This is a genomic window from Salinarchaeum sp. Harcht-Bsk1 (assembly GCF_000403645.1).
Lineage (GTDB): Archaea > Halobacteriota > Halobacteria > Halobacteriales > Salinarchaeaceae > Salinarchaeum.
Genome location: NC_021313.1, coordinates 1,939,450 through 1,954,983 on the forward strand (window position 1 = coordinate 1,939,450; position 15,534 = coordinate 1,954,983).

Annotated in this window: 14 protein-coding genes and 1 tRNA gene; 5 read left to right on the forward strand and 10 right to left on the reverse strand. The window is 67.2% G+C overall.

The window, feature by feature from the left end; all coding sequences use genetic code 11:
- Positions 1-138: 138 nt before the first annotated feature.
- Positions 139-1,137 carry a phosphate uptake regulator PhoU gene (locus L593_RS08755; RefSeq protein WP_020446598.1) on the reverse strand — a complete coding sequence of 333 codons (999 nt, stop codon included), beginning with the start codon at positions 1,135-1,137 and terminating at the stop codon, positions 139-141.
- Between the two features lie 332 nt (positions 1,138-1,469).
- Here L593_RS08755 and pstB point away from each other — a divergent pair, with 332 nt between their 5' ends.
- Both pstB and phoU read left to right on the forward strand, forming a co-directional pair.
- The gene (gene pstB / locus L593_RS08760) at positions 1,470-2,294 is read left to right on the forward strand and encodes a phosphate ABC transporter ATP-binding protein PstB (protein ID WP_049894412.1); all 825 of its coding nucleotides are present in this window, start codon (positions 1,470-1,472) and stop codon (positions 2,292-2,294) included.
- Positions 2,295-2,375: 81 nt separating this feature from the next.
- Positions 2,376-3,056, forward strand: a complete 681-nt coding sequence (gene phoU, locus L593_RS08765; RefSeq protein ID WP_020446600.1) for a phosphate signaling complex protein PhoU — start codon at positions 2,376-2,378, stop codon at positions 3,054-3,056.
- Between the two features lie 218 nt (positions 3,057-3,274).
- On the opposite strand, the gene L593_RS08770 is transcribed toward phoU, so the two are convergent.
- On the reverse strand, positions 3,275-3,487 hold the full coding sequence (locus L593_RS08770; protein ID WP_020446601.1) for a hypothetical protein: 213 nt from the start codon (positions 3,485-3,487) through the stop codon (positions 3,275-3,277).
- A 116-nt stretch (positions 3,488-3,603) separates the two neighbouring features.
- The gene (locus L593_RS08775; RefSeq protein ID WP_020446602.1) at positions 3,604-6,753 is read right to left on the reverse strand and encodes an adenosylcobalamin-dependent ribonucleoside-diphosphate reductase; all 3,150 of its coding nucleotides are present in this window, start codon (positions 6,751-6,753) and stop codon (positions 3,604-3,606) included.
- Between the two features lie 507 nt (positions 6,754-7,260).
- Between L593_RS08775 and L593_RS08780 the strand changes: the two genes are divergently transcribed.
- A complete protein-coding gene (locus tag L593_RS08780) occupies positions 7,261-7,458 on the forward strand; it encodes a hypothetical protein (RefSeq protein WP_020446603.1) in 198 nt (65 codons plus the stop codon).
- A 48-nt stretch (positions 7,459-7,506) separates the two neighbouring features.
- On the opposite strand, the gene trpG is transcribed toward L593_RS08780, so the two are convergent.
- Genes trpG through trpD form a run of 4 tightly spaced genes read right to left on the reverse strand, consistent with a single transcriptional unit; the run spans position 7,507 to position 11,820 of the window.
- Positions 7,507-8,163, reverse strand: coding sequence for an anthranilate synthase component II (gene trpG, locus L593_RS08785; protein WP_020446604.1), 657 nt, complete (start codon positions 8,161-8,163; stop codon positions 7,507-7,509).
- The gene (gene trpE / locus L593_RS08790) at positions 8,160-10,112 is read right to left on the reverse strand and encodes an anthranilate synthase component I (RefSeq protein ID WP_020446605.1); all 1,953 of its coding nucleotides are present in this window, start codon (positions 10,110-10,112) and stop codon (positions 8,160-8,162) included. The genes trpG and trpE overlap by 4 nt, the downstream gene beginning before the upstream one ends.
- The gene (locus L593_RS08795) at positions 10,109-10,819 is read right to left on the reverse strand and encodes a phosphoribosylanthranilate isomerase (protein ID WP_020446606.1); all 711 of its coding nucleotides are present in this window, start codon (positions 10,817-10,819) and stop codon (positions 10,109-10,111) included. The genes trpE and L593_RS08795 overlap by 4 nt, the downstream gene beginning before the upstream one ends.
- A gap of 5 nt (positions 10,820-10,824) precedes the next feature.
- Complete coding sequence (gene trpD, locus L593_RS08800; protein WP_020446607.1) at positions 10,825-11,820, reverse strand: anthranilate phosphoribosyltransferase; 996 nt, start codon at positions 11,818-11,820, stop codon at positions 10,825-10,827.
- 158 nt (positions 11,821-11,978) lie between these two features.
- On the opposite strand from trpD, the gene L593_RS08805 reads away from it, so the two are divergent.
- Together L593_RS08805 and L593_RS16410 are read left to right on the forward strand one after the other, a co-directional pair.
- Entirely contained in the window at positions 11,979-12,458 is a 480-nt protein-coding gene (locus L593_RS08805; protein ID WP_020446608.1) for a hypothetical protein, read from the forward strand.
- Positions 12,459-12,481: 23 nt separating this feature from the next.
- The gene (locus tag L593_RS16410) at positions 12,482-12,610 is read left to right on the forward strand and encodes a hypothetical protein (RefSeq protein ID WP_255347046.1); all 129 of its coding nucleotides are present in this window, start codon (positions 12,482-12,484) and stop codon (positions 12,608-12,610) included.
- A 44-nt stretch (positions 12,611-12,654) separates the two neighbouring features.
- On the opposite strand, the gene glmM is transcribed toward L593_RS16410, so the two are convergent.
- The 3 genes from glmM to L593_RS08820 all read right to left on the reverse strand — a co-directional run bounded on the left by glmM (position 12,655) and on the right by L593_RS08820 (position 15,458).
- Entirely contained in the window at positions 12,655-14,007 is a 1,353-nt protein-coding gene (gene glmM / locus L593_RS08810) for a phosphoglucosamine mutase (protein WP_020446609.1), read from the reverse strand.
- Between the two features lie 119 nt (positions 14,008-14,126).
- Positions 14,127-14,984, reverse strand: coding sequence for a type II CAAX prenyl endopeptidase Rce1 family protein (locus tag L593_RS08815; RefSeq protein WP_144060736.1), 858 nt, complete (start codon positions 14,982-14,984; stop codon positions 14,127-14,129).
- A gap of 400 nt (positions 14,985-15,384) precedes the next feature.
- Positions 15,385-15,458 (reverse strand) — tRNA-Arg (locus L593_RS08820).
- Between the last annotated feature and the right edge of the window lie 76 nt (positions 15,459-15,534).

Sequence of the window (15,534 nt, forward strand, 5' to 3'; positions counted from 1 at the left end):
GGAACAAGCTCCGCGCGCGGCCTGATTGCTCTGGAACGAGTTCCACGCGCCGGTCTGAGAACTGTTAGGAGCGCCACGCATCGGGCTGATTACTGCCGGAAAGACGGCGTCGCGCCGTACTGTCGCTGTCCCCCGTGCTCAGGGCGGCTTCGGCGCGGCGTTCTGCAGCGCGGTCTCGGCGACGTTGCCGCCGTAGTCCGCGCTCCGGGAGAGGGAGTCGACGACGAGCCCCAGGAGCTGTGCCTCGTGGGCGTCACGTTCCCGGAGGAGTTCGTCGATGTGCCGGGCGTGCTGGTCGATGTCGAGAATCGAGTCCGTCGCATCGCGAGCCAGCGTGGTCGAGCGCTCGCTGTCCTCCTCGAGCAGCGCGTCCATCGCGGTGTCGATGACGTCGGCGGCGTCGTCGTGGAGCTCCGTCAGCGCCGCCGCGACCTCGTCGTCGATGTCGCCGAGCTGTTCGGCGAGCTTCGCGATCTTCGCGGCGTGGTCGGCGATCCGTTCGAGCTGGCGGGCGCTCGAGTGGTAGTCGAAGCAGACCTCGCGTGGGAGCCCGAGTTCCTCCGTCGCGCTCGGCGAGCGGAGCGTCGCCCGGAAGACCCGGGAGACGACGAACCAGAGGCGGTCGACGTCGTCGTCGCGGTCGACCACGCTCGCGGCGAGGTCGTCGTCGTTCTCGAGCAGTCCCGTGATGGCGTCCTCGAGCATCCCGAGCGCGATGAGGCGCATCCTGGTGACCGCGTTGTCCACGGACAGTTCCGAGGAGTCGAGCAGGTCCTGGACGACGACCCGGTCGCTGGTCTCTTCGATGACCTCGACGCCGACGAGCCCCTGGGCGGCGTCGCGGATCGCCTGCCGCTGATCGGCCGAAATGGCGTCGCCCTCGAGGGTCACGATGTCGAACCCGCTGACGTACATCGTCATCACGGCGCGGGTCAGTCGATCGCCCTCGAGGTCCCCGATCTCGAGCGTTCCCTCGGTCCGTCCGGACTCGCGACGCGGCGTGAGTACGAGCGCGTTCGACTCGTGGTGGAACTCGACCTCGCTCCCGGCCTCGACGCCGTTCTCGGTCGCCCACTCCTTCGGAAGGGACACGGTAAACGTCGAACCCCCCGTGAGCTGGACCTTTCGCGTCTCCATACGCGGCAGTTGGACTGCAGGTCCATAAGTTCACGCAATCATATATAGCGGCAGATACCTGCCCCAGACTGGGCGAATCCCTCTAATTGGGGCCGTAGCTACGTCGGGGTTGATATTGCTCCATGGCAATATATAGTGATATCGAGCGCTAATAGCAGCGTATTTAGAGCGATAGAGACAAGCGCGGGCAAGCGGGCGGCGGCTCCGCCGAAGCGATGGCGGACGTCCCGCGGAAGCATCTCACAATGACCGACACCGCACCACCGAGCGCGTCCGCGTCGGGTTCCGACGACGAGGGCGCGACAGCAGAGGCCGCGACGTCCGAGGGGACAATGGACGAGGGAAGCGAGGACGCACTGATCGACACCGACGTATCGACCGACGTCACCGAGGGAGAACGCCAGGCCGAGACCGTCATCGACACTCGAGATCTCTCGGTGTACTACGGCGACGAGCAGGCGCTCATGCCCACGACGATGGAGATTCCCGAGCGCCGCGTCACCGCGATCATCGGCCCGTCGGGCTGTGGGAAGTCCACCTTCCTGCGCTCGATCAACCGAATGAACGACCTCATCGACGGCTGTACCGTCGAGGGCGAACTCAACTTCCGGGGCAAGAACGTCTACGACGAGGACGTCGATCCCGTCGCTCTCCGGCGCACCATCGGCATGGTGTTCCAGAAGCCCAACCCGTTCCCGAAGTCGATCAGGGACAACGTCGCCTACGGCCTCCGCGTTCAGGACAAGGACGACGACGTCGACGAGAAGGTCGAGCAGGCGCTCAAACGCGCCGCACTCTGGGACGAGGTCAAGGACCAGCTGGACTCCTCCGGGCTCGACCTCTCCGGGGGCCAGCAACAGCGCCTCTGTATCGCCCGGGCGATCGCACCCGACCCCGAGGTCATCCTCATGGACGAGCCCGCTTCCGCGCTCGACCCCGTCGCAACCTCGAAGGTCGAGGATCTCATCACCGAACTCGCGGAGGACTACACGGTCATCGTCGTCACTCACAACATGCAGCAGGCGGCGCGGATCTCCGACAAGACCGCCGTGTTCCTCACCGGAGGCGAACTCGTCGAGTTCGACGACACCCAGCAGATCTTCGAGAACCCGGAGGACCAGCGCGTCGAGGACTACATCACGGGCAAGTTCGGGTGACCGTGGCCGCTCGACGGCGTCGCTGACACACGCACCGAGGGCAAGCTATACCCGCAATCACGGTAGACGACACACTAACACATGGCACGGAAGGATTACCAGCAGAAACTCGACGATCTCCGGGACGACGTACTGTACATGAGCGAGCTCGTCCTCGAACGGCTACGCGACGGCCTCGACGCACTCGACCGCAAGGACGAGGATCTCGCTCGGGACGTCATCGAGGGCGACCACGAGATCAACCAGCTCTACCTCGACCTCGAACAGGACTGCATCGACCTGCTGGCCCTCCAGCAGCCCGTCGCCGGCGATCTCCGCTTCATCGCCTCGTCGTTCAAGATCATCACCGATCTCGAACGGATCGGCGACCTCGCGACCAACCTCGCTGGCTACGCCGAGGACGCCGAACAGGATCGCTATCCAGACGTCGACATCCAGTCCATCGGGGATCAGGTCATCCAGATGATCGAGGACACGATGACCGCCTTTGCCCAGGAAGACGTCGAGGCCTGTCGCGAGATCTCCGCCCGCGACGACGACATCGACGCGCTCTGTGAGCGCGCTAGCCAGACCGTCGTCCGCGACCTCATCGAGCGCGAGGTCGGCCCCGACGCTCCCCAGTCGGAGATCGAGGGCATCATGCAGGACGTCTCCCGGCTCCTCCTGACGATCCGCGACCTCGAACGCGTGGGCGACCACGCCGTCAACATCGCCGCACGGACGCTCTACATGGTCGAGAGCGACGACGAGCTCATCTACTAGCACCTTTTTTCTCGTCGGGTGTCCTCGCGCCTCCGGCGCTGCGGGCACCACTCCTCGAAAAAATCTGCACCAAAAACGCCGCGGGAGCGGAGCTCCCGCGAGCCCTCGTTCGCTTCGCTCACGAGGAAGGCGCGGACTCGTCGCTTCGCTCCTCGCCCGCGTGAACCGCTCGATCCCTGTTGTCGCTCGCGGATGCTGGAGGCGGGTATCCTTCGGAGCTACTCCTGCCGTTCGTGCCCCGACCGCGCCTCCTCGCTCCCAATCCCGGGTTCAGTGACGGGGTCGATTCCCTCGGCTTCGAGCCGGCGATTCTCCTGCTCGACGCGCATGCTCAGGAGTCGCTGAATCTCCCGGAGACGGAAGCCGACCGTTCGCAGTTCGTCGATCTCGGTCACGGTTCGATCGGAACGGCGTGGCTGTTGATCGGCCATAACCGTGATACATCGTCTCAGGGCAAGAGCGTTCGCGAGAGCACGCAGTAACCGATCGGACGTCGTGTGGATAGCAGGAGAAGGGGTCGATCTCTGACCGCGGTTACCTCACCGATTCAGCACTCCGACCAGCCACACGACTCGCACGTCTTGCAGCCCTCGGAGTAGTACAGCGACAGCGCGCCACAGTCGGGACACTCGGGGCTCTCACCAGCGTCGATGAGCGCCTGCTGGTCGCCGCCGGCGTCGGCCTGTGCCGATCCGCCAGCGTCTGCACTCGCTGCACCGCCGGACGCCGCCACGCCGCCACCGTCGGTCTCGGGCGCTGGCGCCTCTGCCTCGCCGTCGGCTTCCTCGCCCGGCTCGAGCTCCGTGAGGTTCGTCTGGTCGGGGTAGGCCTTGTTGATCTCGTCGTCGAGGTACCGGCGCATCGCGGTGCCGATGGCGTCCGGGATCGACTGGATCTGCTCGCCCTTGTCCCAGGCGACCTTCGGGGAGCGGATGCCCTGGAGTTCGTCGGCGATCTCTTCGGGGTCGACGCCCGAGCGGAGCGCAGTCGAGATGGTCTTCGCCAGCGCCTCGGTGAAGGAGGCGGTGAAGCCCCCGCTGTTGCCGATGTTGGCGAACAGCTCGAACGGTCGCCCGTCCTCGTCCTCGTTGATGTTGACGTAGAGCTTCCCGTAGCCCGTGTCGATGCGCTGGGTGACGCCGTGGAGGACGTCGGGCCGCGGGCGCTTCTCGGCGTACTGCTCGGCGAGATCGGGTGCGACGTCGAGGACCTCTGCGACGTCGGACTCGACGGCCTCGCGGACGGCGGGCTCCTCGAGGAACCCTTCGAGGCCGCCGAAGATCTCCTCGATCTGGGCGAGGACCTCCTCGGCGTCCATGTCCGCGAACTCGGCGTTCTGGGCGCGCGTGGTCAGGACCTGCTTGGAGCGGGTGCCGTCGCGGTAGTAGGTGACGCCCTTGCCGCCGTGGTCGTAGATGTACTCGAAGACCTCCTTGGCGTCGTCGACGGTGGAGTCACTCGGCGCGTTGACGGTCTTCGAGATGGCGGAGTCGACACCAGCCTGGCAGGCGACCTGGATCTCGGCGTGCTGTTTGGCGGAGAGGTCGCCCGTGGTGACGAACAGCTCGCCGATCGCGTCGGGGACCGTCGTGAGCCCGTCGACGCCGGCGAACTCGTTTTCGGCCATCTGCTCCTGGGCCTCCTCCTTGACGGCCTCGACGTCGATGCCGTTCTCCTCCAGGACGCGCAGGAAGTAGTCGTCGAACTCGACGAGCATCTCGTCGCCCTGGACGTCGTCGGAGACGTTCTTGTAGTAGGCGACGTTGTAGATCGGCTCACAGCCGCCGGTGGTGTTGCCGACCATCGAGGTCGTGCCCGTCGGCGCGATGGTCGTGGTGTTGTGGTTGCGGATCGGGAAGCCGTCTTCCCAGTCGTCGGCCTCGAGGCCGGTCTGGTGCTCGAACCACTCCCGATAGCGGGTGGGGTCGGCGTACTTCGAGTCCTCCCAGTCGGCGAAGGGACCGCGCTGGACGGCCAGCTCGTGGCTGGCCTCCTTCGAGCCGTGGTTGATGTGGGTCATCAGCTGCCGGGCGACCTCGTTGGAGGCGCCGGAGCCGTACGCCATGCCGAGCTGGATGTACAGCTGCGCGAGGCCCATGATGCCGAGGCCGATCTTGCGCATCGCGCGGACCTTCTCCTCGATCTTCTTCACCGGGAAGTCCGACATCGTGACGACGTTCTCGAGGAATCGGGTGCCGAGCGCGATGCGGCGGTCGAACTCCTCCCAGTCGATGGCCTCCTCCAGGAACGCCTCGATGGCCTCGGCCTCGGAGTCGAAGCGGTCGGCGTGACGTTCGGACCAGACGCGCCAGTCGGGGGCGTCCTCGGCCGCGATCGTCGAGAGGTTGATGTGCCCGAGATTGCAGGCCTCGTACTCCTCGAGGGGCTGCTCGCCACAGGGGTTCGTCGCGAGAATGCGGTGGTCGGGGTGGGCCTCGACGTCGAAGGAGTGCTCCTCGTTGACGCGCTCGAGATAGATGACGCCCGGTTCGCCGTTCTCGTGGGCGCCCTCGACGATGTCCGTCCAGAGCTCCTCGGCGGGAATCGAGAGCTCCTCGCCGACCTCGACGTACTCGCCGAGGCCGAACATCTCGTAGAGCTCTTTCGTCTGCTCGGTCGCGATGTGGGCCTCACCGGTGCGGGGGTTGGTGAAGGTGAACTCCTCGTCGTTCTGGAGGGCGTCCATGAAGTCGTTCGTGACGCCCACGGAGATGTTGAAATTCGAGAGGTGGCCCTCGACGGCGTTACGGAGGTGCTCGGGGACGCGGCCCTCGTCGTCGATGAGTTCGCGGGCCTCTTCCAGCGCGTCCGCGAAGGAGTTGTGCGTGAAGTCGTCGGGGTCGTTCAGGCGGAGGGTGTTGGCCAGCGAGACGTCCTTGTTCTTGGCGTGGATGAACTGGATGACGTCCGGGTGGGAGACGCGCATGACGCCCATCTGCGCGCCGCGGCGGGCGCCGCCCTGGGCGATCGTCTCGCACATCTGGTCGTAGGTCCGCATGAAGGTGATCGGCCCCGACGCGATGCCGCCGGTCGAGCCGACCGGATCGCCGTAGGGGCGCAGCTTCCAGAAGGCGTAGCCCATGCCGCCGCCGGACTGGAAGACCTGGGCGGCCTCCTTGGCGGTCTCGTGGATGTCGTCGATGTCGTCCTCGGGAGAGTCGACGAAACACGCGGAGAGCTGCTGGAGCTCGTCGCCGGCGTTCATCAGCGTCGGCGAGTTCGGCATGAAGGAGAGGGACTCCATCGCGTCCTGGAAGGCGTCCGCAGTGGACTCGACGTGGTCGCGGATGTCCGCGGGTAGCTCGGGGACGAGCGTCTCGTAGGCGAACTTGTTGACGTTGTACTCCGAGAGCGTCGTCTCGGCGTCGCTGTCTGCGGTGACGCCCTTGCCGAAGACCTCCTCGGCGAGTTCGTCACGGCGCGGGTGATCGGGCTTGAGCTGGTCGGGCGTGACGGTGATCTCGACGTCGCGCTTGCGAGCCTCGAAGACGGCCTCCGCGAGCGCGACGTTCTTCGCGACGCGGTCGAAGAGGTCCTCCTGGGACTCGATCAGCTCCCCGTCCGCGTCCTTGCGGAGGTAGCGGGCGGGCAGGATGTTGTGGTACGCGTTGCCGGTCAGGCGGTCCTCGAGGGTGTCGCCCTCGACGCGCTTGATCGGCAGCGTGACCTCGTCCGCGGAGTGGTCGGGCTGACTCATACCGAGCCCCCCGCGCGAGCGATCCGGTGCCGTCGGCCGATTGTGGGCGGTGTTAGGGACATCATTCTGGGTGTCGTTGACGGAGACTTGCTTCAGGAGCATACCACATAAAGATGTTTACTACAGAAGATCCGAAATCGCAGCACGTGCCGGGGATCTGGAGATACTGGTGGTTATGCGGTTCAGGCCCCCTGCCCGCTCCCGAAGGTGACGCCGCTCTGATCGGTACTACGAGAGCCTCGCACATAAGGCTCTGGAAAGCAGAGTGAAAGTGGACGTGTCTGGCAGGCACCCGGCGTGGATCTCGAACGATCGCGTGCAGGCTCCGGGGTCGATACCGCAGACTCGAAAACCCGTCGATCGGCGACGGCGTGCCAATCTGCCCCCTTCGCTTCGACTGGAGAACGCACCAGACGACCGGGGGTCGATCCGGGAACTGCCCGCTCGACGCCAGGCGGGCTTCGAATCCCCACAAGATAGATGCCACGTGCCTGCACAGACCAGGGCATGGAACCACTCACGCTCCTCCAGTCGATCCCGGAGCCCCTCGACACGCAGTTCGGTCGCCTGCTGATCGCGCTGCTGGTCGTCGCGGTCATCGTGGTCGTCGGCCGGGCGGTGCTGTCGCTCGCGTGGAAGCTGCTCTGGATCGCGATCGTCGTGGTCGGCGCGCTGTTCGGACTGAGTATTCTCGGCGTGGTCTGAGCGTCCGGGATCCGCTCGCGGCGAACGGGCCGAGGCGTCGCGAGCCAGCTACAGCCCGCCCAGAAAGTTCTCGATCACGTCGTGCCCGGCAGCGGTGAGCACGCTCTCGGGGTGAAACTGCACGGCCTCGATCGGGTGCTCCCGGTGTCGAATCCCCATCACCAGTTCCTCGCCGTCGTGATCCGCGGTCGCTGTAATCTCGAACTCGTCCTCCGGTACCGCCGTCGCGACGAGCGAGTGATAGCGGCCGCCGCGCATCCCCTGTTCGAGGCCGGCGAACACGCCCGATTCGTCGTGGTCGATCGGGAACGCCTTCCCGTGGATCGGCTCGGGCGCACGGCCGACGGTGCCGCCGTAGGCGTGAACCGCGGCCTCGAGGCCGAGACAGACGCCGAGCGTCGGCACCTCGGTGCTGATCTCGGTCAGGACGTCGATCGTCACGCCGACGTCCCGCTCGTTCTTCGGGTGGCCAGGCCCCGGCGAGATAACGATCGCGTCTGGGTCGATCTCGCGGATCTCCGCCAGCGAGGCGGTGTTCTTGACGACCTCGGTGTCGGCGTGCTCGCTGACGTACTCGACGAGATTGTAGGTGAACGAGTCGAAGTTGTCGACGAACAGGACGAGCGGGCGGTCCTCGTCGGTGGTGGTCGCGTCGGCGTCGCCGCGTCGAGTCGCCGTTCGGTCACCTCGGTCGCTGGCGCTCATCGGCCCACCTCCTGCTCGGCGGTGTCGTCGGTTGCCGGCTGCTCCTCGTCGACCGACCCGCCGTCGCGAGCCGCGTCGTCTCCGCTGACCGCCGGTTCGCGCTGGTCACTGGCCGGCTCCTCGGCGCGGTGCGCCTCGTCGTCGGCTGCCGCGTCCGCAGATCGCCCCGCGCCTTCCGAGGACGTTCCGTCCTCGGTGGCGGGACCCTCCCCGTCGCCCCCGCCCTGCGCGGACCTCTCTGCGGTCGCGTCGGCTGGTGCAGCCCGCTCGCCCTCTCCCCGCGCCGCGCCGTCCTCGATGCGTTCGAGGGCGGCCAGCGTCCCGTCCATCTTCGACTCGGTCTCCTCGAACTCGGCGGTCGGGTCGCTGTCGGCGACGATGCCGGCGCCGGCCTGGACGGTGATCCGGTCGAGCGAGCCGTCGATCGCGGCGGCAGCGTCCGCGTCGACGGCGGCGGCGTCCGGCACGGCAGCCGGATCGACCCCCGACTCCACCGTGGCCGTTCGGATTACGATCGCGAAGACGGCGTCGCCGCTCCAGGAGTAGAAGCCGACGCCACCGCCGTAGGGGCCACGTGGCGAGCGTTCCAGTTCGTCGATGATCTCCATCGCCCGGATCTTCGGCGCACCGGAGAGCGTGCCGGCGGGGAAGGTCGCTCTCGTGGCGTCGAACGCGTCGTGGTGCTCGGCGAGCGTCGCGGTCACCGTCGACTCGATGTGCTGGACGTGGCTGTACTTCAGCACGCCCATGAACTCGTCGACGCGCACGGAGCCCGGTTCCGCGACCCGCCGGACGTCGTTGCGTCCGAGGTCGACGAGCATCGTGTGTTCCGCGCGCTCCTTGTCGTCGGCGAGCATCTCGCCGGCGAGCCGCCGGTCCTCGACGGGCCCGGCCCCGCGCGGACAGGTCCCCGCGATCGGGTTCACCATGACCGACTCGTCCAGCACGGAGACGAGCGTCTCCGGGCTCGCGCCGACGATCGAGCAGTCGTCGTGGGCGAGGAGATACATGTACGGCGAGGGGTTGACCTCGCGCAGCGCGGCGTAGAACCCGATCGGATCGACGCTGCCGTACAGCTCCCGCTTCCGGGAGAGCACGCCCTGGTAGATGTCGCCGTCGAGGACGTGCTCTTTCGCCTGCCGCACCGCGTCCTCGTACTCCTCGCGCGGGCCGGCGGTCTCGCCGACGCGGTCGAAGCCGCCGGTTTCCGGCGGTTCGGCGTCGGCCAGCAGCGACTCGACGCGCTCGGCCTCCGCCGCCAGCGAGTCGTAGATCGCCCCGGCGTCGTCCTCGGGCCGGACCACCGGAGTGAACACGAGTTCGATCGAGTCCTCGACGTCGTCGAAGGTCAGGACCCGGGTCGCGAGCACGAACTCGGCGTCGGGAAACCGCGACTCCGGCCGCTCGACGCCGACCTCGTCGAGCCAGAGGTCGTACACGGCGTCGTAGCCGAGGAAGCCGACGAGCCCGCCATCGAGGCGCTGGCGGTCGCTGTCGTCGAACCCTTCCCGCCGAACGTCGGGCATCGTTGCGCGAAGTTCGTCGACCACGTCGCCCCCGTTGGTCTCGATCAGGTCGCCGTAGCGGTCGTCCCCGAGCACGTCGACCTCGGCCCCGTCGTCGCCGACGGTCACCACGGCCTCGGGGTCGTACCCGACGAACGAGTAGCGCGCGTGGCGGTCCGTCGTCGCGTGGCTCGGCCGGAAGGCGCCGTCCGGATCGCTCGCGGCCGTCTTCCCGCCGCTCTCGAGCAGGAAGGCGTGGTCGGCGGCGTCGGCGTCGGTCGTCCGCCCGGTCAGCGCGGCGTAGGCCGAGAGCGGGGTGATCTCGCTCTCGATCTCCGTCGCCACGCGGATCACCGCCGGATCGCCGGTGTCGACATCGTCCTCTGCGCCCTGGACGTCCCCGGCGTGGGCGACGAACGTCTCGCGGTCCATCGAGAGCGTCATCGCGACCCCTCCGCGGCCGGCACCGCTCCGTCCGCCGGCGCAGCGCGAGCAGTGCTGACGAACTCGCGGACCGCTTCGTGGTTCTTGCTTCCTCCCGACGATTCGACGCCCGACGCGACATCGACGCCGAACGGTCGCACCGTCTCGATTCCGTCCGCGACGTTCGCCGGATCGAGGCCGCCCGCGAGGATCACCGGCACGTCGAGGTCGGCGGTCGCCGTCCGCGTCGCGTCCCAGTCGTGGGTTTCGCCGGTGCCGCCACCGCCGTCCTCGGCCGGGGTGTCCACGAGAAGCGCGTCCGCGGCCGCGGCGTACTCGGCGAGCGACTCGTCGTCGGCGCCGATCGCTGCGATCACGTCGACGTGAACCCGCTGGCGAAGGTCGGCGACTGCATCCGGTTCGAGCGTGCCGTGGACCTGGATCGCGTCCGGGTTCGTCCGCCCGATCAGTTCGACGGCGTCGCCGACCGTGGCGGGCATCGTCACGAGCACGCCGGTCGCCATCGGTGGCACCGCGGCGAGCAGGTCGGCAGCGTGGCGGACCGTCACCTCGCGGGGCGTCTCGATGTCGACGTCGGCGACGACGCCGACTGCGTCCGCGCCGGCGGCGACGCTCGCTGCCAGGTCGTCGCTGCTGGTGTGTCCGCAGATCTTCACGCGGGGGATCGAAGCGTGGCCGTCGGCGATCGTGGCGTCGGATCCTGCCATCGGACTCAGGCCTCGCGCAGCGCGTCGAGGCGCGCGGCGGCCTCGCCGGAGTCGATCGCGTTCGCGGCGACCTCGACGCCCTCTTCGATGGAGTTCGCCTCGCCGGCGACGTAGATCGCCGCGCCGGCGTTTGCGAGGATCACGTCGCGCTTGGGACCGGTGACCTCCCCGGTGAGGATGCCCTCGAGGTCTTTCGCGTTGACCTCGGGGCTGCCGCCCGCGATCTCGGAGACCGGCGCGCGGTCGAGGCCGATCTCCTCGGGTGCGATCTCGAACTCCGAGACGTCACCGCCGCTGACCTCGGCGGCGACGGTCTCGTCGTGGATCCCGATCTCGTCGAGCCCCGATCCGTGGACGACGAGCGCGCGATCGACGTCGAGGTTCGCGAGGGCGTTCGCCAGCGTCGGGACGAGGTCGGGGTCGTAGACGCCGACGATCTGTGCGTTCGCACCGGCGGGGTTCGTGAGCGGCCCGAGGACGTTGAAGATCGTCCGCATGCCGAGTTCCTTTCGCGGACCGATCACGGCCTTCATCGCCGGATGGAACGCCGGCGCGTGCATGTAGCCGACGTCCTCGGCTTCGATCAGGTCCTCGACGGCGTCGGGATCGGACTCGAGCGTGACGCCGGCGGCTTCCAGCACGTCGGAGCTACCCGAAGAAGAGGAGACCGAGTAGTTGCCGTGCTTGGCGACGGGGACGCCCGCGCCGGAGACGACGAACGTGGTCGTCGTCGAGACGTTGATCGTGTCGTAGTCGTCGCCGCCGGTGCCGCAGGTGTCCACGAGTGGCTCGCGATCGGGGTCGATCGTCTTCGCCGCGGCGCGCATCCCCTCGGCGAAGCCGGCGATCTCCTGCTCGGTCTCGCCCTTGGCTCGCAGGGCTGTCAGGAGGGCCCCGATCTGGGCCTCGGTCGCGTCCTCGAAGACGGCCGTCGCCGCCTCGCGTGCCTCCGCCTGCGTTAGATCGTCGCCGTCGGCGGCGCGTTCGATGTATGCTTCCATGGAAGATCACTACTGTATGGATTCGGCTTGTAATGTGCAAATCCGTACACTGGCTTAAGTGTGTCGGAGGGGCGTGAGCGGATGGCAGCGCCGCAACCGATGGCAGGTGGTGCGTGAATAGCACACGTTTACGTGGGATAGCGAGGCCAAGCGACGACGTGACAGACGGCGAATCGTGGGAGAGTGAACGGCTCGAAACGGTGTACGCTGAGACGAGAGCAGTCATCGAAGCACAGCAAGCCACGCTGAGCGATATCGACGCTAAGGCGATGAAGACGGTCCGCTTCAACGCGATCCTCATCGGGATCTTGCTGACGGCGTTTCGGTTCGCTGGTGCCCGCGTGTTCGACGCAACGTTGCTTCACGTGGCGCTCGGATCGCTCCTGGTTCCCACGGTCGTCGGGATCGTGACGTACAACGAGTCGAGACTCTACGTCGGCGGCGACGGGGAGTACTTGGAATGGATCGGACTCGATCGAACCGGTGGTCGTCGCTGGGACGAGGACGTGATCGTCACATATACCGGACTCATCTCCGAAAACGCTGAGACGATCGACTGGAACGCGTGGTTGCTCACTGTGACACAGGGAATGCTCGTCGTCGGCATCGTCGCTGCAGTCCTCGCCACAGGTTTATAATCCGAAGGTGACAAGTTAGGTGCATGAGTGACGAAGCCCGGGAGAAGGCCAAACGCCACGGTTTGAAGAGCGGGCCGGGCACCCAGCTCCTTTCGCGACTCCTCGGCCGACTCGACGACGAACCCGAAGAACCGCCGCAGTACGAGCAGTAGCGCTGCTACCGGGTCGGTTTTCCCTGCGATGCTGCGTTCGGGTATCAGGCGTCCTCCAGCACCTCGACCGCCTCTCCGAGCAGCGACTCCGCCCGGTCGCGATCCCGCGCCTCCGCGTACGCCCGTACCAGCGGCTCCGTGCCGCTCTCGCGCATCAGCACCCACGCGTCGCCGTAGTCGACGCGGTAGCCGTCGGTCGTGTCGAGGGTGCCGTCCTGGCCCTTCGCCCACGCCGTCGCGGCGGCGATCATCCGATCGCGATCGGCCTCCTCCTCGTACTCGAGGTTCGCCTGCACGAAGTGGTAGTCGTCGTAGGGCGCGACGATCTCGCTGGCCGGCCGCTCGGCGACGAGTTCGAGGAATCGCGCCGCGCCGTAGGCGCCGTCGCGGGCGAGGCGGTAGGGCGGGAAGAAGACGCCGCCGTTGCCCTCGCCGGCGATCGGGACGGACTGGCCCGCGGCTTGGAGTTCCCGCACGCGACTCGAGAGGTACGTCGCGCCGATCGGCGTGAGGTCGAGGTCGGCGCCCGCGGCTTCGACGGCGTCGACGACGCGCTGGGAGACGTTCACCGCCGAGACCATCGCGTCGCCCTGGCCGAGTTCCGCCGACGCGAGCGCCGCGAGCGAGGCGTCGCCGTCGATGGGGTCGCCGCGCTCGTCGACGAACACCGCCCGGTCGGCGTCGCCGTCGTGAGCGATCCCGAGGTCGGCGTCCGCCGCGCGGACGAGCCGCGAGAGGTCGCCGAGTTCCGCCGGCACCGGCTCGGGTGCGCGCCCGGGAAATCGACCGTCGGGCTGGGCGTGGACGGTGTGCACGTCGCAGCCGAGTCGCCGGAAGATCGCCGGGCTCGTCTCGCAGCCGGCGCCGTTGCCCGGATCGATCGCGACGGTGAGATCCGCCGCCGCGATGCGCTCCGCGTCGACCGCCTCCACCACGGCGTCCACGTAGTTCGCCGCGGCGTCAGTCCGGCGTCGGCAGGCCCCGATCCCGTCCCACTCGGCCGTCTCGAAGGATTCCTCGATCAGCGTGCGCTCGACGGCCTCCAGCGTCTCGACGGTCAGCCCGCCGCCGTCCGCGGCGACCAGCTTCAGCCCATTGAACTCCGGCGGGTTGTGCGAGGCCGTCACGAGGACGGCTGGAATCCCCTCGCGCTCGGCGTGGGCCTGCGCAGCGGGCGTGGGCACGACGCCCAGCCGCTCGACCTCGGTGCCGACGCTCGCCAGTCCCGCCGCGACCGCGTCCGCGAGCATCTGCCCGGAGAGCCGGGTGTCCCGAGCGATCGCGACCCGATCGGCAGCCCAGACCGTGCCCGCGGCCTGGGCGACCTGCGTGGCGAACGCCGGGGTCATCCCCTGGTTCACCACGCCGCGAACGCCGCTCGACCCGAAGACGTCCATGTGGGGAGCGTTCGACTCTGGGGGCAAAGCGGTTGCGACGGCGGACGAGGGATCCGCACACCAAGCGTGGGAACTTACGTAGCGAATCCAGCCGGTCCTTCCGAGAGGCGAAACGGCAATCAGACTCGGTGATCTCCCGGCTCTTCCTCGTACGTATCGCGGACGAAGAGCCGTTCAATTCCGACCATGACGAGTACTGCGACGAGGGCCGTTGCCAGCAGTGGCGGTAGCGGTTGCTGATAGGATCCGATCTGCCCATCCTCCTCGAGCGAGGAAACGACACCGATCAGTGCCATGAAGTTGTGGAAAGCCAGTGCCCCGTAGAACGAGCGACCGACGAAGTAAATGAGGCCCGTTCCTACGCCAACGACCGTCAGGAGGACGACCATTTCGACTGTGTTGAACGGGGGGCTATGGGCGAAGTGGTACACGCCGAACAGAACACTGGAGACGACCAGCGCACTTCCGGTGGCGAGATACCGGTTCAGGCCCCGGTGGCGCAAGAGTGCTTCTAGGCTTCCCCCGACGACGACCCAGCAGATGACGATCTCGGCGATGGAAACGGGGAGTACCTGCGCGAACACGTTCGCCACGACGACGGGATCGGTCGTAGGGGGCTGTTGCAGAGCGAAGAGAGCGAAACCGAGACCGCCGCCGATCAGCACGGCGACGACTGTGCGGCCGATCGATCGAAATCCAAGCCGTGAGCGGGAGACGAAGCCAGACGCGGCGAATTCCCGAACGAGTAGCATCGCCAACAGCGTCCCGACGAGCAGGTTCGCGACGCCCGTGTATACCACGCGGTCTAGCACGACATCTGGACGTTGCAGTGTGCGAATACGACCTTCGAGTAGCCACGTGAGCGCTGTCCACGTGGCGTACGTGCCGACCGCTACGAGCGTCTTCCAGAGCGGTGAGAGACCTCGGATCACGGGAAAGCGTAATGTGTCTCTCGTTGACTGAATGATCGATCCCATACGGTACAGATGGTCCGCCGGAACGATAACGATTCACAGTGGTCTCCTCCGCTGGAACTGGGCCGTCGAGGTACGTGGTGGAGAGTATCCCGATTCATTGCTGCATCCAACTGATGTCCGCAGAACGACCATCGAAACCGATCACATCGTGAATCGTGTCGACGAAATCGAGCTACTGTCTGCGTGGAGACGCCTCGCTGTCGCTCGCCGGGCTAACGGGCACGATGGGACTGAGCGAATCCGCAGGATTCGCGAAGTTTGGAGCGGCTCCGCCGCTCCGGGATTCGAACCGGAGGAAGACGTTCCTGCTCGGCCCCCGGACTGCGCGGGCTGCGACTTCCAGGGTTCGAAACCCCACGTCGACGTGATTCGCTCGTCGCGTCCGCTCCTCGCAGAATCACGGGCACGATGGGATTCGAACCCACGACCGTCCGGTTAGAAGCCGGACGCTCTGTCCAACTGAGCTACGTGCCCTGTCCCCGCGTTGGCCGACCCGCTCAAAATGTGTTCCGCTCGAACGTGGCGATATTGAGTGCCGGTGGTTCGAAGA